General features: G+C 72.3%; 21 protein-coding genes. 11 read left to right on the top strand and 10 right to left on the bottom strand.

The annotated features are described in order from the left end of the window. Positions 1-2: 2 nt before the first annotated feature. Genes NW895_RS22090 through NW895_RS22075 form a run of 4 tightly spaced genes read right to left on the bottom strand, consistent with a single transcriptional unit; the run spans position 3 to position 1639 of the window. On the bottom strand, positions 3-758 hold the full coding sequence (locus tag NW895_RS22090; RefSeq protein ID WP_289937509.1) for an MnhB domain-containing protein: 756 nt from the start codon (positions 756-758) through the stop codon (positions 3-5). Then, positions 755-1015: a hydrogenase subunit MbhD domain-containing protein gene (locus NW895_RS22085; protein WP_289937508.1), complete on the bottom strand. Its 261-nt coding sequence runs from the start codon at positions 1013-1015 to the stop codon at positions 755-757. The genes NW895_RS22090 and NW895_RS22085 overlap by 4 nt, the downstream gene beginning before the upstream one ends. Continuing rightward, positions 1008-1460 carry a monovalent cation/H+ antiporter complex subunit F gene (locus NW895_RS22080; RefSeq protein ID WP_289937507.1) on the bottom strand — a complete coding sequence of 151 codons (453 nt, stop codon included), beginning with the start codon at positions 1458-1460 and terminating at the stop codon, positions 1008-1010. The genes NW895_RS22085 and NW895_RS22080 overlap by 8 nt, the downstream gene beginning before the upstream one ends. Beyond that, positions 1457-1639 carry a hypothetical protein gene (locus NW895_RS22075; protein ID WP_289937506.1) on the bottom strand — a complete coding sequence of 61 codons (183 nt, stop codon included), beginning with the start codon at positions 1637-1639 and terminating at the stop codon, positions 1457-1459. The genes NW895_RS22080 and NW895_RS22075 overlap by 4 nt, the downstream gene beginning before the upstream one ends. A 217-nt stretch (positions 1640-1856) precedes the next feature. On the opposite strand from NW895_RS22075, the gene NW895_RS22070 reads away from it, so the two are divergent. Together NW895_RS22070 and NW895_RS22065 are read left to right on the top strand one after the other, a co-directional pair. Further along, complete coding sequence (locus NW895_RS22070) at positions 1857-2399, top strand: VanZ family protein (RefSeq protein WP_289937505.1); 543 nt, start codon at positions 1857-1859, stop codon at positions 2397-2399. Between the two features lie 223 nt (positions 2400-2622). Further along, on the top strand, positions 2623-3243 hold the full coding sequence (locus tag NW895_RS22065; RefSeq protein WP_289937504.1) for a hypothetical protein: 621 nt from the start codon (positions 2623-2625) through the stop codon (positions 3241-3243). A gap of 33 nt (positions 3244-3276) precedes the next feature. Here the strand turns inward: NW895_RS22065 and NW895_RS22060 are convergent, their stop codons facing one another. Further along, positions 3277-3816 carry a phenolic acid decarboxylase gene (locus NW895_RS22060; protein ID WP_289937503.1) on the bottom strand — a complete coding sequence of 180 codons (540 nt, stop codon included), beginning with the start codon at positions 3814-3816 and terminating at the stop codon, positions 3277-3279. Positions 3817-3950: 134 nt separating this feature from the next. Between NW895_RS22060 and NW895_RS22055 the strand changes: the two genes are divergently transcribed. From NW895_RS22055 to NW895_RS22040, 4 genes are all read left to right on the top strand, one after another. Next, positions 3951-4484, top strand: coding sequence for a MarR family transcriptional regulator (locus NW895_RS22055; RefSeq protein WP_289937502.1), 534 nt, complete (start codon positions 3951-3953; stop codon positions 4482-4484). A gap of 302 nt (positions 4485-4786) precedes the next feature. Continuing rightward, positions 4787-6598: a PDR/VanB family oxidoreductase gene (locus NW895_RS22050; RefSeq protein ID WP_289937501.1), complete on the top strand. Its 1812-nt coding sequence runs from the start codon at positions 4787-4789 to the stop codon at positions 6596-6598. Between the two features lie 63 nt (positions 6599-6661). Continuing rightward, positions 6662-7192 (top strand): hypothetical protein, encoded by a 531-nt coding sequence (locus NW895_RS22045; RefSeq protein ID WP_289937500.1) that lies wholly within the window; start codon positions 6662-6664, stop codon positions 7190-7192. Positions 7193-7323: 131 nt separating this feature from the next. Further along, the gene (locus NW895_RS22040; RefSeq protein WP_289937499.1) at positions 7324-7953 is read left to right on the top strand and encodes a PadR family transcriptional regulator; all 630 of its coding nucleotides are present in this window, start codon (positions 7324-7326) and stop codon (positions 7951-7953) included. 63 nt (positions 7954-8016) lie between these two features. On the opposite strand, the gene NW895_RS22035 is transcribed toward NW895_RS22040, so the two are convergent. Then, entirely contained in the window at positions 8017-8247 is a 231-nt protein-coding gene (locus tag NW895_RS22035) for a hypothetical protein (protein WP_289937498.1), read from the bottom strand. Between the two features lie 225 nt (positions 8248-8472). After that, a complete protein-coding gene (locus tag NW895_RS22030) occupies positions 8473-9282 on the bottom strand; it encodes an SDR family oxidoreductase (protein ID WP_289937497.1) in 810 nt (269 codons plus the stop codon). Between the two features lie 118 nt (positions 9283-9400). On the opposite strand from NW895_RS22030, the gene NW895_RS22025 reads away from it, so the two are divergent. From NW895_RS22025 to NW895_RS22005, 5 genes are all read left to right on the top strand, one after another. Then, positions 9401-10438 carry a PHP domain-containing protein gene (locus NW895_RS22025; RefSeq protein ID WP_289937496.1) on the top strand — a complete coding sequence of 346 codons (1038 nt, stop codon included), beginning with the start codon at positions 9401-9403 and terminating at the stop codon, positions 10436-10438. A 37-nt stretch (positions 10439-10475) separates the two neighbouring features. Beyond that, positions 10476-11147 (top strand): HAD family hydrolase, encoded by a 672-nt coding sequence (locus NW895_RS22020; protein ID WP_289937495.1) that lies wholly within the window; start codon positions 10476-10478, stop codon positions 11145-11147. 30 nt (positions 11148-11177) lie between these two features. Next, the gene (locus NW895_RS22015; RefSeq protein WP_289937494.1) at positions 11178-12377 is read left to right on the top strand and encodes an aromatic acid exporter family protein; all 1200 of its coding nucleotides are present in this window, start codon (positions 11178-11180) and stop codon (positions 12375-12377) included. 283 nt (positions 12378-12660) lie between these two features. Further along, on the top strand, positions 12661-13623 hold the full coding sequence (locus NW895_RS22010) for an SDR family NAD(P)-dependent oxidoreductase (protein ID WP_289937493.1): 963 nt from the start codon (positions 12661-12663) through the stop codon (positions 13621-13623). 150 nt (positions 13624-13773) lie between these two features. Beyond that, positions 13774-14802 carry an SDR family oxidoreductase gene (locus NW895_RS22005; RefSeq protein WP_289937492.1) on the top strand — a complete coding sequence of 343 codons (1029 nt, stop codon included), beginning with the start codon at positions 13774-13776 and terminating at the stop codon, positions 14800-14802. A gap of 92 nt (positions 14803-14894) precedes the next feature. Here the strand turns inward: NW895_RS22005 and NW895_RS22000 are convergent, their stop codons facing one another. From NW895_RS22000 to NW895_RS21990, 3 genes are all read right to left on the bottom strand, one after another. Continuing rightward, the gene (locus NW895_RS22000) at positions 14895-15149 is read right to left on the bottom strand and encodes a hypothetical protein (RefSeq protein WP_289937491.1); all 255 of its coding nucleotides are present in this window, start codon (positions 15147-15149) and stop codon (positions 14895-14897) included. A gap of 85 nt (positions 15150-15234) precedes the next feature. Beyond that, positions 15235-16209, bottom strand: a complete 975-nt coding sequence (locus tag NW895_RS21995; RefSeq protein WP_289937490.1) for an aminoglycoside phosphotransferase family protein — start codon at positions 16207-16209, stop codon at positions 15235-15237. Positions 16210-16233: 24 nt separating this feature from the next. Next, positions 16234-19413: a cytochrome P450 gene (locus NW895_RS21990; RefSeq protein WP_289937489.1), complete on the bottom strand. Its 3180-nt coding sequence runs from the start codon at positions 19411-19413 to the stop codon at positions 16234-16236. Positions 19414-19437: the final 24 nt, after the last annotated feature.

Below are 19437 nucleotides of genomic sequence, written 5' to 3'. Positions count from 1 at the left end.
CCTCAACTCCGGCTCTCCCTCTCTGCGTTCGTCTCGGTGATCTCGACCGCCTGGTCCAGGAAGCGGGCGAGCAGCACCACGACGGCGCAGGCGACCTCCATGCCGATGGCGGCGTTCAGCAGCGGGACGGTGCCGCCGGAGGACAGCGTGTTGAACGTGCCGTGCGGCAGCAGCGTGCTCGCGAGGAAGGCGGTGCCGGCGAGGAGACCCGCGACGCCGGTGACCAGGTAGGCGGAGGCGGCGAGTGCGTCGCCGACCTCGTACAGGCCGAGGGGGCGGACGCGTTCCAGGGCGCGGTAGTCGGCGCCCAGGTACAGCAGGTGCAGGGCGGTCGCGGCGACGATGCCGCCCTGGAAGCCGCCGCCGGGGCTGAGCTGACCGTGCGCGATCACGTACAGCCCGGTCAGCAGGGCGACGGGCAGCACGGTCAGGGCGTAGCGGCGCACGGGCGGAGCGACGTCGGCGGGTTCGGGCCGGGCGCGGTGTTCGTCATGGGTCTGCCGCAGCAGGACCACGCAGCCCAGCACGGCCGCGAACAGGATGGTCATCTCGCCGAGGGTGTCGAAGGCCCGCTGGTCGAAGTTGACGGAGGCCACGGTGTTCGCGGTGCGCCGGGACAGGGACGCCTGGACGGCGCGGTCACCGTACGGGTGCCGGTCGCCGCCGAAGCCCGGGAGATCGAGGCAGGCGGCCACGAGCAGGGCGGCCAGTCCCGCTCCGCCCACGGCCACGAGCCACAGCCGGGTGCGCCGGTTCACCGCCCGCTCTCCTTGCGCTGTCCACGCCGTCTGACCTTGCGGACCGTCAGCAGCAGCAACAGCGGGGTCAGGGCGGAGCCGACCGCCAGTTGCGACAGGGCGACGTCGGGTGCCTGCAGCGCGGTGAACAGCACGGCGAGGACGACACCGAGGACCGCCAGGACGAGCGACTGGCGTACGGGGTCGCGGGTGGCCACCGCCGCGGTCGCGGACGCGGCCACGAGCAGCAGCGCGACGACGATCACCACGTCAGCCACGGCGCACCCCTGCGATCCCGCCGGACAGCGCCCGGGCGGCGACGAGGTTCCCGCCGATCAGCAGCGCCCCGACGACCAGCAGCTTCCCCGTGGCCCGGCTCGGTCCGCCGGCCGCGCACAGCGCCAGCACGACCGCGGCGCCGAGGCCCGCGGCCACCCAGGTCACGCCCCAGGCGCGCGGCGGGTCGCCGGCCAGTTCGTCGGCGAGCAGCCGGGCGAAGACCAGTGTGCCGACCGGGCCCAGCAGCGCGAGGATGAGGGCGAGGTCGACGTACGAGGGACGCTCGTAGCCCTGGGCGAGCAGCAGCAGGACGGGGCAGGCCAGGGAGGTGGACAGGTTCTGCGCCACGACCCGGCGGCGCAGCGGTCCGGTGGCGACGCCCCACAGGGTGGCGGTCACGCCGGCGCCGAGCACGGCCGTCGCCGCGAGGAGCCAGCCGTTCACCGGCCGGTCACCGCCCGCCGCGCGGCCCGCGCCGCGGGCGCGGCCACACCGGCGGCAGCGGCGCCCACCACGAGTTCCAGCGTGTCGACGGCGCTGATGAGCACCAGCCACAGCACGGCCAGCGCGGCCCACCAGCCCGCCACCTCCGCCGCGGCGAGGAGCGTCGTACGCCGGTTCACACGCCACCTCCACGGCCCTGTTTCGACGACGGTCATCCAAGCACCGCCCCGGCGGTGGGAAGTGGCGGCGCGCGGCGGCTTGCTGCCGGAGTGCCCCGCCAGAGCGAAGGAAAACCGGGTCGCCGGTACATGGCCGGTACGGACGGGTCAGGGCATCGACGGCCCCACGATGGGTAACCGCTGTAGCACGCAGGGAAGTTGAAGACTGGAGGACCGAATGGCCCGTGCAGCCTTGCGTCCGCGTTCTTTGCTACGTCCCCGCACCGCCAAAGCCAGGGCAAGGAGCACACGCCCCGCCCGTCGTCCGCTCCCCCTCCCCCTCCGCCTGCTGGCGATGCTGTGCGCCTTCGCGTTCATGGTCGCGTTCGCAGTCGTGCTGGCGCGACTCACGTTGCAGCCCTCCCCCGCCTCGGAGGCACTGACGCACACCAATCTGCACCCCGGCCGCTCTCTGGAGGCCTACCTGAACCAGCCCGCGCTGCGTGACGCCGTCCGGCAGATCGGCGGCAACATCCTGCTCGGTGTCCCCTTCGGTGTGCTGATGCCCGTCGTCGCTCCCCGGACGCGCGGAGTCCTGCGCGTGCTGCTGCTGACCGCGGTGGTCATGCTGATGGTGGAGTTCGCGCAGGGCGCCCTGGTCACCGGGCGTGCCTTCGACATCGACGACGTCATCCTCAACACGACGGGAGCGCTCATCGGTTACCTGTTCGTGGGCCGCCGGCTGAGCCGCGCGGTGCACGCACGCGAGCAGCGTGGCTGACCAAGCGGCCATGCGAGTAGGGCACGTAGGGGCGCCTTCACGTACCACTGAGCCGACGACACAGCGCTCAGCGGGGAACAATCCGCTCCACTCGTCCGTACTATCGCTACGCCAAGGTGCGTGGCAGCCGGTCCGGCGCTGCCACTCAACAACGTCCAGCACTCCGGTCCTTCGACGGCCCCTCGCAGGCATTTCGGCCGCAGGCCGGGGAAAGGTCAGCGTCATGTCCGAGAACACCGCTGTGACCAGCGAACTCACATCGCAGTACGCCGCCCAGGTGACCAACGACCTCGACCGCAACATCAAAGAGCAAGAACGCGTCAGCGCGGAAATCGCCGCTCTCCAGGAGCAGTTGGCCACTCTGCAGCACGACCACACCGTGCTGGTGAACATGCGGCAGGCGCTGAGCATCGCGCCCGCTCCCGCCGAGCCCGCGGCCTCGTCCGGCGCGCCCGCAGTGCCGGCTCCCCGCAAGAAGGCCGCCTCCAGCACGGGCAAGGCGGCGCGGGCGAAGAAGACCGCTGCCGCGCCCGGCCGTACCAAAACCAAGAAGCCGGCCAAGGGTAAGGCGTCGTCCGCGGCCGCGAAGGCAACCTCGCCCACGCTGGTCGAACTCGTCCGCGCTCATCTCACCGAAGCGAGCGAACCACGCTCCGCCTCGGAAGTCGCCGCCACCCTGGAGCAGACGCACCCCGAACGCCGCATCAGGACGACGGTGGTGCGCACCACCCTCGAAAACCTCGTGGCCAAAGGCCAGGCGCAACGCACCAAGCAGGGCAACTCCGTCTTCTACACCACGCCGGACACACCGGATCAGCCGTCGCAGCCTGCTCAGGCTGACTGAGCGGCCGTTGCCGTACCGAACCTCAGGGTTGATCTAGTCGGCGCGGTCGGCGAAGCCTTCGGGCAGGTCCTCGGGCCCCACCGCGATGACGCTCTCGTCGTTCTGCCCCACATGCTCGAACAGGGTGATGCGGGCGAATTCCGGGACGACGTAGAGCGGGTAGGTGGGGCCGGCGTCCCGGTAGGCACGCATCTCGTCCAGGTGCTCGTTCTGGTAGAGCACGGTCTTGCTGCCATGCTGCTCGATCCACTGCGGGAAGAAGATGGTGCCGTGCAGGACACGCCGGCCGGGCAGCACGTTGACGACGACCGAGGTGCCGGTCGGCTCGTGCCAGGAGACCTTGTAGACGTCGTCGGCGAGTTGCACCAGGTCGACCGCCTGGTTCTTCACCCAACGGCCGCCGACCATGCCCGTGTGGATGCGGTAGTCGATGGTCGTGGCGTTCTTCACGTACATCTCGTACTGCCAGCCGTTGGCGTAGGTGTAGATGAACCGGTGCCCGGTGATGCCGGACAGGTCCTGCGGCGGAACGGGGTTCTCGACGCTGGTGGGGATGTCATGACCGAGTGTCATGGTGTTGCTCCTCGTTGTGCTTCGAACGGCGGCCGGTCGGCGTGCGGTTCAGGCCGGTCCGGCTCCATCGCCCCCACATGACTTTGCCACGAAATATGTTTGCGACAAAACTCTATGGTGTTCACAATGGAGTCATGCGGAACACGGGCAGAGCGGTGGGCGGGAAGGGCGGCGGAGGCGCGCCGAGGGTGCCGGGAGCGGCTCGGGTAGCTGCCGGACTGAGTGGGCTGCTGGGACCGCTGCGGCGTGCCGTACTGCGCGCCACCCGGAACGCCGAGGGGCTGCCGGACCTGCCCGAGGCGCAGATCGAGTTGCTGCGTGCGCTCTCCTCGTCGCCCGAGGGCCTCTCCCCCGGCGCGGCGGCCGTGCGACTGCGGGTGGCTCCTTCGACGGTGAGCAACCTCGTTCGTACGATGTCCGCCGCGCGGCTGGTGGAGCGGATCCGGCCCGAGCACGACCAGCGGACCGTGGTGCTCACCGCGTCCGCAGAGGCCCTTCATCTGCTGGAACGCTATGACCGGGCCAGTACCGCAGCCCTCATCCGGGTCGTGGAGAAGTTGCCCGACGCCGACCGGGTGGCACTGGACCAGGCGCTGCCCGCCCTGAAGCGGTTGGTCGCCGCGCTGGAGGCCGCGGACGGCAACGGGGGCAGCACGCCCGCACCATGACCGAGGCCGACCCGGTGCGGTAGGTATGCGCCAGTCCGTGGCGCCACCTGCACGCCTGCCGGGCCGTCCGCCCTCCGAGCCCCGCCATCCCCCGCTCGGTCCAGTGCGGGTTCGGGGGTGAGTCAGGGACGCGTCAGGGGCGCGTCCGGGGGATCCCCTATGGATCGCCGGGGTCCGTGGTTCACACACTCGTCATTAGCCGATGTCGGCTATTCAGAACCGGGTATTGACTGACGAGGAGGACCCGGATGGGGCTCGGGATACGGGGGGCTCGTTCCTCCCCGCGGCGGTTGGGACCGCCCATGGGTGGCAGGGGCGCGCTGACCACGCTGTACTGCTACGCCGTACTCACGCTCGCCGCCGGCCTGTCGCCGCCGCTCGTGGCGGCCGCGCTGCAGATGCCGGATGCCCGCACGCCGGTGTGGATCGCGTCCTCGGTGGTCTCCGGCGGGCTCGCACTGCTGCTGACCCGCCACCGCCCGTCCCGTCGGCTGGTCCTGCTCCTGGGGTGGCTGCTGCTCGCGCTGGCCGTCGTGCAGGCGTTCGTCATCGGGGATCTGCCTGCCCTGGCCGGGCTGTATGCCATCGCGCCCGTGCTGGCCTCGCTGGCCGGGCAGCTCACCGGACGCCCCAGGAAGGCCCTGGTGGTGGTGCACGTCATCGCCGCCGCATGCTGGAGCGGTGTCGCGCTCATGATGTCGGCCATCGGCCTCACCGCACTGACCAGCGACGACATCCAGTACGTGGCCTGGGCGTACACGCTGATGGAGACCTTCGACGTCACTCTGCTGGGCTGGCTGAACTTCGCCACCACCCTGTCGGGCCTCGGCGTGGCCATCACCTCCCAGTGGGGCGTGATCCGATACCGCTGGGTCGCGGCCAAGCTCGCGATCTCCGTGCTGATCCTTTTCCTGGCGTTCGGCTGGTTGCACGACACCTTGGAGACGGCCGCGCTGAAGGCCGAGCGGCTGGCTGGGACGGGCGGCTCGGCCGCGCAGCTCGGCATCACCCCGGCACTGGTCACCGCCGGGTTCGGCTTCGCCTTCCTGCAGCTGGTTCTGGCCATCCTGCTGTCGCTGTACAAGCCGGGCGGCCGTACCAGGCGGGGTCGCCGCCTCCTTGCCGCCCAGCGGGCAGCACGGTCGCGGGAGATCCCGGTGACCGTGGCCGAGGTACGCGAAGTGGCCCGTGACATCGTGGCGTTGACCCTGCACCCGGTCGAGGGGGAGCGGCTGCCGGCATGGGAGCCGGGCGCGCACATCGACGTGGTGCTGCCGTCGGGGAGGGTGCGGCAGTACTCGCTCTACGGCGATCCGGGTGATCCGGACGGCCCGGGCGGTCCCGACGCCTACCGGATCGCGGTGCTGCGCGAAGAGAACGGGCGCGGCGGTTCGGCCGAGATCCATGGGCTGGCCGTCGGCGCGCGCCTCGCGGTCCGCGGCCCGCGCAACAACTTCCCCCTGGTGGACGCTCCCGCCCAGCTTTTCATCGCCGGTGGCATCGGCATCGTCCCCTTCCTGTCCATGGTGCACCGCCTGGACGCGTCCGGCGCGGACTGGCGGCTCGTGTACCGCGGGCGGTCCCTGGACCGGATGGCCTTCACCGACGCGCTGACCGAGCAGTACGGCAACCGCGTCACGCTGCTGCCGTCCGACACCCACGCCCGCCCGGACCTGACCGCTCTCCTGCGGGACGCGCCCGCGGGCGCCACGGTGTACTGCTGCGGGCCGGAGGGGCTCATCGACGCGGTGACGGCGGCGATGCCGGTCGCCTGCCCGCACGGCACGCTCCGCGTCGAGCGGTTCGCCGCCGGCGGGCGCGCGGGCGGTACAGGCGGTGCGAGCGACGGGCCCTTCGAGGCCGAACTCGCGCGCAGCGGCCGCGTCGTGCGCGTGCCCGCCGGCCGGAGCCTGCTCAGCGCCCTCCAGGAGGTCGATCCCACAGTCGACCGTTCGTGCGAGGAGGGGATCTGCGGCAGCTGCGCGACCCGGGTGCTCAGCGGTGTGCCGGACCACCGCGACGACGTCCTGCAGCCCGACGAGCGGGAGCGGACCGACATCATCTACCCGTGCGTCTCCCGCTCCCACAGCGACCGCATCGTGCTCGACGCCTGACATCCCGGCACACCACGGCACCGCCCGCAGAGGGCAAGGCAAGAGAACACAGGGGAGACGAACATGAATGACCATCCCAGCCGACGAGGGCTGCTCGGACGGGCCACCGTCGCTGCGACCGGACTGACCGCCGCGGGCGTCGCAGGCCCCTGGGAGGCCGGGCCCGCCGCAGCCGCTCCCGGACAGGCCGACGAGGCGCTGCGCCGCCTGTTCACCCATCCGGTACTGGGCACCTGGCGGGGCACGGTCAGCCGCTCCGACGGTGAGATCGAACAGACCCTGCTGGCGTTCCACCCCGGAGGCATGTTCACCGCCTTCACCGACGGCATCCACGTCGCCGTAGGCCGATGGGAGGGCCGGGGCGACACGCGGGTCAGGTTCGGACTGTGGCAGGTCCTGCCCGTGGACATCCACGGGCTCCCCCATGCCTACGAGGGAGAAGTACGGGCCCTGCACGAGGCCGAGCTGACCGGGGACACCCTCGTCTCGCACGGCGTGGGCAAGGGCATCGACCTCGACGGCAACGTCCTGCTCACAGTCGACGTCGAGGTCAGGGCCACCCGATTCGGCCTGACCCTGCCCCAGGGCGAGTGACGGCACTGGATCAACCCGACCTGCCGGTGCCTGCGCTGCGCGTGCGGTGATTCAATCGGACTCTCCGACTCGGACAGCGAACCTCCGAGGCGGATGAGGACCGAGGACAGCAGGACCACGGGGACGGAGCCATGGACCAGGAACGCCGCAAGGTGAGCAATCCGCTGGCGCTTGCCGTGCTGGCCTTCCTGGTCCAGCGGCCCATGCACCCCTACGAGATCGGCAGGCTTCTGAGGGAAAGGAACCTGCAACAGAGCATCAAGTACCGCAACAGCTCGCTGTACATGGTCGTCGACCAGCTGCACAGGGACGGCTACGTCACTCCGCAGGACACCTCACGCGAAGGCCGCCGCCCCGAGCGCACCACCTACGCCCTCACCGAGACCGGGAAGGCCGAACTCCGGACCCGGATGCGCGACCTGGTCTCCGCCCCGGTCAAGGAATACCCCCGCTTCCAGGCCGCGCTGGCACTGATCGCGGTGCTGTCCCCGAGCGAGGTGCCCGCCCTGCTCGACCAGCGGCTGCAAGCGCTGACCGAACGGACACGCGAGATCCGCGCCCGGCTCGACGCCGCCCCCGCCAAGGGAGTGGACCGGATCTTCGTCATCGAACACGAATACGAGCTGGCGGTACTTGAGGCCGAGGTGAACTTCGTCCACCACCTCGCCGAACTGATCAGGCAGGACCCCGCAGGATTCGGCGCCCTCTGGCACGAACTCCACCCGACGGATCGGCCCTCCGTGGAGCGGCACATGGGATAGGGCAACGGCGACTCCGTGCTCATGGCGACGCACCGACCACAGCCGGCACAAGAAGTCGATCATCTAGTGCGGCGTCCAGGTGTACTTGTCCCCGCCCACCCAGCAGACGACGTCCGGGTCGTCCAGGTCGTGGACCGTGATACCGAACGCGGCGGCGGCCCGCAGCACGTCGGTGATCGATTCCGCCTCACCGACCAGCTGGCCGTCGATCTCCACAATGCGGAACGGCGGCGTGCCCGGCTGGACCCCCAGCACCATGATCCGCGGATGGGCGATATGCAGGCTTTCGGTCATATGTAGAGCGTAGAGCGGAACCCGCCAGTAGCGAGCGGGCCGTATCCGGTGCCGTCATCCGGTGCGGACGAGCCGACGTCGGCAGGCGTACGGCGCCGGTGGTGCCCCGGACCGGCTCAGGGCCGCCCGGCCCGGCGTCATCGGGCGCCAGGCGGCGGTACGACCCGGGTCGGTGCAGCCGCAGGCCGTGGCGGAGGAGCTGCTGCGCGGTCGTGCGGCGGCCGCTCAGGGACGCCGCCAGTCGTCGCTCGTCAGGTGCGACCCGGCCTGCGGTCCCATGCGGAGCATGCCGCCGTCCACGCTCCAGGAGGCGCCGGTGACGTACGAGGCGTCGTCGCTCGCCAGGAAGGCGATCACCGCGGCGACCTCGCGGGCGTCTCCGGGGCGCCCGAGGGGGACGCCGGGGCGGCTCTCGGTGTGCGGATCGGTGTCCTCCTGGCCGGTCATCGGGGTGGCGATCTCGCCGGGCGCGACCGCGTTGACGGTGATGCCGTGCTCGGCGAGTTCCAGGGCCATGACCTGGGTGAGCAGGCCGAGACCGCCCTTGGCCGCGCAGTACGGGGCGGCTCCGACTCGCGGCTGGTGCTCGTGGACGGAGGTCACGTTGACGATCCGGCCGCCGTCGCCCTGCCGGATCATGTGCCGCGCCGCCTTCTGCCCGCACAGGAAGGGACCCATCAGGTCGACGTCCAGGACCTCGCGCACGGTGTCGGGCTCCAGGTCGAGGAAGGGCGTCATGGTGCCCGTACCGGCGTTGTTGACCAGCACGTCGAGGCGGCCGAGCCGGTCGCACAGCTCGTCCACCGTGCCCGCGGCGGTCGGCAGGCGGGTGAGGTCCATCTGGGCCACGGCGGCCCGCTGCCCGTGGGCGCGCACCTCCTCGGCGGTGTTCTCGGCGCCCTTCAGATCACGGTGCCAGGTGATGCCGACGTCCATCCCCGCCCGGGCCAGCCGTACGGCGGTGGCCTTTCCGATGCCGGAGTCGGCACCGGTGATCAGAGCCACCTTGCTGCGGGATGCGGTGGGGGCGGACATGACAGGCCTCCTCGTCGGCGCGGGGCTCGCGATGACGCATCGCAGTACCCGGGTACGTTCCGGGCAAACCGCCTCCCCCGTCGTGCGGCCCCCGGGGCCCTGGGGAACCCTGGATGCCATGGATCCCGTCGAGGCACTGGACCGGATCGCCTTCCTGCTGGAGCGGTCCCTGGCGCCGACGTACCGCGTCCGCGCTTTCCGCACCGCCGCCCGGGTGCTGTCGGAGCTTTCCGAGGACGAGGTACGCGAGCGGGCGGCGGCCGGGTCGCTGGAGTCGCTCAAGGGCGTCGGGCCGAAGACGGCGCAGGTGGTGCGTGAGGCGCTGGCCGGGACGGTGCCCGAGTATCTGCGGAAGCTGGAGAGCGAGGCGGGCACCCCTTCGGCCCGGCCCGGTGAGCGGCTGCGGGCGCTGCTGCGCGGGGACTGCCATCTGCATTCGGACTGGTCGGACGGCGGCAGCCCGATCGAGGAGATGGGGCGGGCGGCGGCACGGCTCGGCCACGAGTGGGCGGTGCTGACCGACCACTCGCCGCGGCTGACGGTGGCCCGGGGCCTGTCGCCCGAGAGGCTGCGCGAGCAGCTGAAGGTGGTGGCGGGGCTCAACGAGACCTGGGCGCCGTTCCGGCTGCTGACGGGCATCGAGTGCGACATCCTTGAGGACGGCTCCCTCGACCAGGAACCGGAGCTGCTGGGACGGGTCGACGTCGTGGTGGCGTCGGTGCACTCCAAGCTCCGGATGGACGCCCGCTCGATGACCCGCCGTATGGTGACCGCCGTCCGCAATCCGCACACCGACGTCCTCGGGCACTGCACCGGGCGGCTGCTGACCGGGCGGGGCCGGCCGGAATCGCAGTTCGACGCGGACGAGGTGTTCGCGGCGTGCGCGGAGACGGGCACGGCCCTGGAGATCAACAGCCGGCCCGAGCGGCTCGACCCGCCGCGCCGGCTGCTGCGCCGGGCCGTGGAGGCGGGCGTGCTGTTCTCGATCGACACCGATGCGCACGCGCCGGGCCAGCTGGACTGGCAGATCAACGGGTGCGCCCGGGCGGAGGAGTGCGGGGTGCCCGCCGAGCGGGTGGTCACCACCTGGTCGAGGGAGGAGCTGCTGGCCTGGGCCCGGGAGCGCCGTACGCCGTCCCGAGTGGCGGGCGCCTGACGTGGTACCCGCGCGGCGAGCGAGAAAGGAAGGGTGAATGGAACGGGCGGCCGTGTTCGACGTCGACGGGACCCTCGTCGACACCAACCATCTGCATGTGGCGACCTGGTGGGAGGCCTTCCGCCAGGCGGGCCACCGGGTGCCGATGCACGCCATCCACCGGGCCGTCGGCCTCGCCTCGACGGATCTCATCGCGCATCTGCTCGGCGACGACCGGGACAAGGACCGGGACGGCGAACTGAGCGCCGCCCACAAGGCGCTGTACGGACAGTACTTCGACCGGCTGCCCCCACTGCCGGACGCCGGGGACCTGCTGCGGCGACTGCACGGCGACGGCTGGAAGGTGGTGCTCGCCACCTCCGCGGGCGGCGCGGAACTGAGCGCGCTGCGCCGGGCGATCGGCGCGGACGACGCCATCACCGCGACGGCGAGCGCGGACGACGTCGACGAGGGCAAGCCCGCGCCCGAGCCGGTGGAACACGCCCTGGAGCTGGCCGGGGTGCCGGCCGAGCGGGCGGTGTTCGTCGGTGACACGGTGTGGGACATGCGCGCGGGCAGCGCCGCCGGGGTGCGCTGCGTCGGCGTCCTGTGCGGCGGCATCCCCCGCGCCGACCTGGAGCAGGCCGGAGCCGACGCCGTCTACGACGACCCCGCCGACCTGCTGGCATCCCTGGCGGTCAGCCCGCTGACGGACCGTGTCCTGGGGTGAGACGCGCGGTAACGCGGATACCCACAGCGAATGACCCGTGTGACGGATGCGGTACAACAGCGGACACGCCCCGCAGGCCGGCGTGTACATCTGCAGGATGCGGCAAGGCGGGAGGCGCAGGCTGTCCGGCGGGCCGCGCGGGCCGCGTGGCAGGGGCCGGGCCGGGAGCGCGATCTGGTCGTCCAGTCGCTGAAGGCCGCGCTGGCGGCGCTGCTGGCCTGGCTCGTGGCGCGCAACTGGCTCAACGACCCTCTGGCGATGATGGCGCCCTGGGTGGCGGTGGTACTGGTGCAGGCCACCGTCTACAGCTCACTGGTGCGGGCCGCGCGGCAGTTCGCGGCGATCTGCGCGGGGACGCTGCTGGCGTCGGCGGCGCAGCTGCTCACCGGCGACACCACGGTCGCTCTGGCCCTGTCCGTACCGGTGCTGATGCTGCTCGCCAACTGGCCCCGCTTCGGCGACCAGGGCATCTATGCGGCGACCACGGCCATCTTCACGCTCGCCGCGGGCACCGTCTCCGCATCCGCGGTCGGCCACCGGGTGGGGCAGGCGGCGCTCGGCGCGATCATCGGCGTCGCCGTCAACGCGTTCATACTGCCGCCGATCCATCTGCGGGACGTACGGGAGAACCTCGGGGAACTCGCCCGGGAGGCGGGCGACATCCTGCACACCATCGCCGGGGACCTGCGGGCGCCCGAGTGGGACGCGCAGACCGCCGCCGGCTGGTCGAGCGCCGCGACGCGGCTGCAACGCCATCTCGAAGCACTGCGCTCGGCCCGCGCCTGGAGCCGGGAGAGCCTGCGTCTGACGTACGGTCCGCTGCGCGCCCTGCACCGGGTTCCGCCGGCCATCCCGCCCCAGGAGGAGGACGAACGTTTCAGCCGCGTCACCGGGCACATCACCGAACTGACCCGGACGCTCACGGTGGCCGCCGACGAACGCCGGACGCCCGCCCCGCCCGAGGGGCCGGTGCTGCGCTCGTACGCGCGCCTGCTGGAGCTGATCGGGGATGCCTGTCACGCGGAGAGCCGCCGCCTGCTGGACGGACACGCGGGCCCATGCCCCGACGGCCGGACCGCGGAGACGATGGAGGAGTTGCACCGGCAGTTGCAGGAGGGGCTGCTGGAGCACGCCCGGCAGGAGGCCTCGCGGACGACGGTCCTGGGCACCCTGTTGCTGCAGGCGGAGAATCTGTGGGCCGAGACCTTTCCCGACGCGACGGAACGGTGACGCGGATCACCTCAAAAGGTGCCGGAGAGCGGAACACCCAAAGGCGGTTGCCCGTTGAACTGACCGTGGGTACGGATGGGACAGTGTCCCCGGGCCTCACCTTTTGCCCACAGGGACGATCGTTCGGCTGAAGCCCTGTGGAGCCTTTCGCCGAGAGGCGACCGCCATCCGTATCCACCACCGAGCCGCCCCGACCGGAATCCCCCGTCCGGTCGGGGCTTTCTTCTGCCTGCTGCCCGCGCCGCTTGACTTCGAGCGCGCTCCACTTCATAGCGTTCCGGACATGAGCACCGCACAGCACAAGATCGGCTCGGGCTTCGGCGCCCGCAGCACCGCCGCCGACGTCCTCGACGGCATCGACCTGACCGGACGGCTCGCGATCGTCACCGGCGGCTACTCGGGGCTCGGTCTGGAGACCACACGCGCCCTCGCCAAGGCCGGCGCGCGCGTCGTCGTTCCCGCCCGTCGTCCGGCCGTCGCGCGGGAAGCCGTGGGCGGCCTGGCCGGCGTCGAGGTGGACGAGCTGGACCTGGGCGACCTGGGGAGCGTACGCGCCTTCGCCGAGCGGTTCCTGGCCACCGGCCGCACCGTCGACATGGTCATCAACAACGCAGGGATCATGGCCTGCCCCGAGACACGGGTCGGGCCCGGCTGGGAGGCGCAGTTCGCCACGAACCACCTGGGTCACTTCGCGCTGGTGTGCCGTCTGTGGCCGGCGATCGAGCCCGGCGGCGCCCGCGTGGTCTCCGTCTCCTCGCGCGGACACCACTTCTCCGGCATCCGCTGGGACGACGTCCACTGGCGGAGCGGCTACGACAAGTGGGCGGCGTACGGGCAGGCAAAGACCGCCAACGTCCTGTTCGCCGTGCACCTCGACAGGCTCGCCCGGGACCGGGGCGTACGGGCCTTCTCCCTCCATCCGGGCGGCATCCTCACCCCTCTCCAGCGGCATCTGCCGAAGGAGGAGATGGTGGCGAACGGCTGGATCGACGAGCACGGCAATCTCGTCGACCCCGACGCCTTCAAGACCCCGCAGCAGGGCGCGGCCACCCAGGTGTGGGCCGCGACCTCGCCGCAGCTGGACGGCCTGGGCGGTGTCTACCTGGAGGACTGCGACATCGCCGAGCCCGCCCCGGCCGACGGTGAACGCACCGGCGTCAAGGACTGGGCCGTCGACCCGGAGCAGGCGGCACGGCTGTGGGAGCTGTCGGCGGAGCTGACGGGCGTGGACGCGTTCGCCGCCTAGAGCGACTCGCGGACACCCCCTCTCCCGGGCGCGCCGGCCCCGGCCGTGCCCGTTTGGCCCGATCCCGCCCCCGCCGGTCCGCGTGCAGGGCGGGCGAGCGGGGTACTCGGTGGCCTCCCCGTCCGGGCAGACGGCCGAGAGGAGCCGAAGGTGAGTAGCGGAACCGGCAGCAGGATCGTGGTCACGGGCGCCACCGGCAACGTCGGCACCAGCGTGGTGCGCCTTCTCTCCGAGGATGCGGAGGTCGGGTCCGTACGCGGCCTGGCCCGGCGGCTCCCCGACTGGTCGCCTCCGAAGACGGACTGGTCCGCGGTCGACCTGGCATCCGAACAGACCGACCTCGTCAAGGAGTTCACGGGCGCCGACGCCGTGGTCCATCTGGCCTGGGCGTTCCAGCCGACGCACGATCCGGCGGCGACCTGGCGTACGAACGTCCTCGGTTCCATCCGGGTGTTCGAGGCGGTGGCCGCGGCCGGTGTGTCCACGCTGGTGCACGCCTCGTCGGTCGGCGCGTACTCTCCGGGGCCGAAGGATCACGCGGTGGACGAGTCGTGGCCGACGCACGGCTGGCCGGATGCCGCGTACTGCCGGGAGAAGGCCTACCTGGAGCGGGCCCTGGACACCTTCGAGCGCGAGCACCCGGAGGTCCGGGTCGTGCGGATGCGGCCCGCCTTCCTCTTCAAGCGGGAGTCGGCGAGCGAGCAGCGGCGGATCTTCGGCGGCCGTTTCCTGCCGGGGCCGCTGGCGCGTCCCGAATTGCTGCCGTTCCTTCCCGACGTCCCGGGACTGCGGGTGCAGGCGCTGCACACCGACGACGCGGCCAAGGCGTACCGGCTCGCGGTGCACACCGAAGTGCGTGGCGCCTTCAATCTGGCCGCCGAGCCGCCTCTCGACGCGGAGCTGCTGGGCGAGATGCTCGGCGCCCGCCGGGTCCGGGTGCCCCGCACGGCGGTCCGCTCGGCGATCGCCGCCGCGTGGGGTCTGCACCTGTTGCCCGCCTCACCGCACCTCTTCGACGCGGTCCTGCGGCTGCCCCTGATGGACTGCACGCGCGCACGTACGGAACTGGGCTGGCGTCCGGAGCGCACGGCGCCCCAGGTACTGGAGGAGTTCCTGCTGGGGCTGCAGCAGGGGGCCGGCGCCGACACGGAGCCCCTGCGGGGGCGCAAGGTCGGCTAGGACCCTTCTTTCGGATCAGCTCGGCGTCGCGGGCCCGGGTACGCGCATCTTCCGGTGGTTGTCGTCCGTCCCGGACCCCCCCTGTGCCGCGGTCAGGCGGACGGCTCTTCCGGCGTGGGGTGCTCCGGATTGACCGTGGCCGAGTGCGGGGCGCCCTGCCGGCCCGTGCCCGCCTCGTCGGTGTCGGGAACGTCGGTGGCGCGCTCGTCTTCCTTCTCGCTGTCGGCTTCCGCGTCGGAGGGAGCGACCTCCCAGCGGTCCTCGCCGGTGTCCGCCTGCTGGTCCGGCATGTCCCGCGGGACGGGCTCACCGTTCTCCCCCGGCGCTTCGAGACGGTGGTCGGTCACGGCACACTCCTTTCCTGTCGCCCTTGCTTTCGTGCGAGCGGGACCGAGTACCTCCGCGGTGACCTGCGAAACCTCGGTGGCGCCGTCAGGACAGCTGCCGGATCTCCTCCAGCGCCGCCATGAGTTCCGGGGCGACCGTCTCCTGCACCCACCCCTCGCGCTCGTCGCCGACCGCCCGGGGGATCGTCTCCGTGAGCATGATCAGGTAGAGGTAGGCACGGTAGAGCGCGAGCCGGAGGCGGGCAGGGACATCGAACCCGGCCCGCCCGCCGGCGTCCCGGTAACCGGCCAGGAACGGCTCGTCCGTCCTGATGTCCCCGAGCAGTGCCAGGGAGACGAAGTCGGCCAGGGGGTCCCCCCAGAACATGCGCTCCCCGTCGATGAGCCCGCCGATGCGGGCCTCCCCCGCCGAGCGGTCCACCAGAATGTTGCCGTCCCACAGGTCGAAGTGGACCAGACGCGGGACGGTGACCTCGTCGAGCGCCCCGTAGGCGGCCCCGAGCGCGCGGGCCACCTCGTCGGCGGGGCGGGGCAGGCGGGCGCCGTAGCGGCGGGCGTCGTCGAGGACGGCGTCGGCCATCGCGGCGAAGGCGGTCGGCCAGTCGGGCGCGAGCGGGCCGAGGGCACCGGACGGGTAGCCGAAGCCCGGCCCGGTCACTCGGTGCAGGCGGGCCACCTGACGCCCCAACTCCGCGCGCAGGCGCGCCTTTTCGGCTTCCGTGAGGGATCCGTCCCAGGGGTCTCCCGGACAGGCGGTCATCAGCAGATACGGTTCGCCGGTCTCGCCGCCGAGGTCCACGACGCGCGGCGCCGGTACGCCGGCCTCGGCGGCCGCGCGGTAGAACTCCGCCTCGGAGACGAGGAGCCGGCTTTCGTACCGCAGTCCGGGGGTGGCCGGCGCGGGCGGGATCTTCAGTACGTAACGGCTGCCGTCGGTGAGGACGAGTTCCTCGACCGCGTTGTACGTCCCGCCCGTCAGCGGCCGGATCCGGGCAAGCCGGCCGGGCGGCAGGCCCGCCGCCTCCAGGATGCGCCGGGCCCGTTCCCAGGAGTCCCCCACCGAGCGCCCACCCCTCTCCTTCGGTCAGCCGGCCGCGTAGACGTCCTCGACGTAACGCCCGGCCGCGATCAGTTGGTCGAGCCACTCCTCGGCGGCCGTCTCGTCGGCGTCCGGAGTGTGCTTCCGGTACAGGGTACGGAACGCCTCCCGGACACCGGGCGCCATCCGGGCGCCGTCGCCGCAGACGTACACCCTCGCTCCGGCGTTCAGCAGGTCCCAGACCTCGTCGGCCTCGGCGGCGATGCGGTGCTGCACGAAGGTCATGCCGCGCTCGGGGGCGGCGCTGAACGCGGGCCGGAGGGAGACCGCTCCGGCGGCCTCGGCGGCGCGGAGTTCCCCGGCGTGCAGGAAGTCGGCGTCCGGCGCGTCACAGCCGAAGTAGCAGAGGGCCGAGGCGAGGTGGGCGCCCGCGGCGAGCTGCCCCACGCGGTCGGCGATGGCTCCGCGGAACGGGGCCAGGCCGGTGCCGGCCGCGACCATCACGACCGGTACGGAACCGTCGGCGGCGTCGATGCGGAAGGCCTCCCGGCACGGTTGGACCCGGGCGTACACCGTGTCGCCGGGCCGGACGGCCGCGAGGTAGCCGGATCCGGTGCCGCGGTAGACGCCCCTGCCGGAGCGGGCGGGGGCCTGGAGCAGGGACACCATCAGGTCCGCGTGTCCGGGGTCGACGGCGGGCGAGGAGGAGATGGAGTAGTGCCGGGGCCGCAGCGGGGTGAGCAGGTCGAGAAGCCGCGGCCAGTCGAGGGCACCGCGCAGGGCGGGGTGGTCCTCGACGATCTCCACCAGGGTGCGCGGGTCGTCGTCGGTGAGGGCCTGAAGGGCCATCCGTTCGGGCGGGCACGGGTTGGCGGCGGCGAGCGCGGCCCGTTGGGCGGCGCTCGGGCGCTCCTGCAGCTCGACGTGGTGCGTGAGCAGTAGGCGCACCGTCAGGGGCCGGTCCACGGCGAGGCCGTCGCGGCGGGGCCGGGTGGCGCGGATGTCCAGGACGCCGTCGAGGTCGACGCCGAACGCGGCGGCGGCGCGTTCGACGAGGGCCGGGTCGTTGGCGGGCAGGACCGTGAGGTGGTCGGCGGTGCGGTAGCTGACGCCGTCGGGCAGGGCCACCCGGACGAACCGCTTCCTGCGGGGGTGTCCGGGGGCGGTGAGGTCGTACGCCTCGGTGACGGTCATGGGCACCAGCCCGTGCCGCTCGGCGAGGGCGTCCAGGGGGCCGCCGGTCAGCGTGCGGACCTCGTAGGCCGTCGCCGGCTCGTCGGCCGGGGCGGTCGCCTCGGGGTCGCCGTACCGCTCCAGGAGGGCGGTGCGCAGCCGGGCGGTGAAGTCGCGGACGGTGCCGCTCAGGTCGCCGGAGGCGTCGGCGGCGGTGCGGTCGAGGAGCCGGGTGGCGCCGAGGCCGGCGAGGCGGTCGTCGATGCGGGTGGGGACGTGCTGGTAGGTGGCGGCCCAGTTGCGGTCGCCGACGCCCAGGACGGCGTAGGTCACTCCGGTGAGGTCGTGGGTGTCCTCCAGCCAGGCGGCGAAGGCGGTGGCGTCGTCGGTGGGGCGGCCGTTGTAGGAGGCGGCGGTGATGACGACGGGGCGGTCGGTGGGCAGGCCGCCGGTGTACGCGTCCAGGGGCGCGACCTCGGTCTCGCAGCCGAGCGCGGCGGCCTCGTCGGCCAGTCGGTCGGCGAACTCGCGGCACGTGCCGTAGTTGCTGCCGTGCAGGAAGAGGGCGCCGGTGCCGGAGCGGACCCGGGCGGGCAGCGGGGTCGTGGCCGACGTGGCCTCGTCGGTGACGGGGGCTGCGCCGGGCAGCGGGGGGTGCACGCGGTCGGTGCGCGGTATGAGGGTCAGGGTGAAGTCCTCGGGCTTGAGGGTCAGGGTCTCCTTCACCGTGAGCCGGTAGTCGGCGTGGTCCCGCAGCCGGTAACGGTGGACGAGCATCGCCAGCAGCATGGTGGCCTCGTGCAGCGCGAACTGCCGTCCGATGCAGGCGCGTTCACCGGTGCCGAACGGCTTGAAGGCGTGCACCGGACGGGCCGCCTCCGCCTCGGGCGTGAAACGGGAGGGGTCGAACAGCTCGGGGTTGTCGCCCCAGACGGGCTGGCGGTGCAGCATCGGCGCGAGGACGATCACGCCCTGCCCGGCCCGCAGCGGGATCCGCCCGCCGAGCAGTGTGTCGTCGAGGGCCTGCCGGCTGAAGGCGGCGGCGGTCGGCCACAGCCTGAGCGCCTCGTTGAGGACCTGGCGGGTGTACGTCAGCCTGCCGATCTCGTCGTACGTCGGCTCCGGGTCGGCCTGGTCGCCCCACAGCGCGTCCACCTCGCGCTGCACGAGCTGGAGCGCGGTCGGGTGCTTGGCCAGGTAGTACATCGCGAAGGACATCGCACCGGAGGTCGTCTCGTGCCCGGCGATCAGGAAGGTGATGACCTGGTTGCGGATGTTGGCGGCGTCCAGCGTGGTGCCGTCGGCCGGGTGCTCGGCGGTGAGCATGAGGCCGAGCAGGTCGTCGGCCTGGCTCTGGTCGGTGCCGGCGCGGGAGGCGATGACGTCGTCGACGACCTGGGCGAGGTAGCCGGCGTCGGCGCGGAAGGCCGCGTCGGCGTCCGCGTAGTCCCGGCCCGGGATGCGGGCCAGGCGGTTCATGCTCCACTCCAGGCAGCGGACCATCGCCTCGACGAAGGGGTGGGGCTCGTCGCGGTCGAAGGAGCCGAAGTCGTAGCCGAACCCGGCGAGGCCGATGGTGTCGAGCGTCATCCGGGTCATGTCGTCGGGCACGTTCACCGGCTGCCCGGCACGGGCGGCGCGGTCCCAGGTGTCGATGAGGCGGCGGGCCACCTTCAGCATCACGGGGTGGTAGGTGCGCATCGAGCCGAGCGCGAAGGCGGGCATGAGGATGTCGTGCGCCTTGGCCCAGTTGGGCTCGTCGTTGTACGCGGTGAACAGCCCGTCGGCGGCGAACTCCCGGACGTTCTCCAGGGCGGGCCCGATGTTCTTGGCGAACCGCCGCTCGTCGGCGAGGTCGGTCACCAGGTCCAGATCGGCGACGAACAGCGTGTCCCGGCCGTGCAGCCGCCGCACGAGCACCGGCCCGTGCTCCCGCATCAGGTCCATGACCTGCTGGATCGGGGTGAGGCCGGGTCCGGTGGCGGTGATGTCGACAACGGGGACGCCGGGGAGGGTGCCGAAGGTCTGCGGGTGCGGCGCGGTGGGGGACATGGCGCGACAACTGCCTTTCGCGGT

The organism is Streptomyces sp. S.PNR 29 (assembly GCF_030386795.1).
Classification (GTDB): domain Bacteria; phylum Actinomycetota; class Actinomycetes; order Streptomycetales; family Streptomycetaceae; genus Streptomyces.
This window is presented reverse-complemented; position numbering and strand designations above follow the sequence as displayed.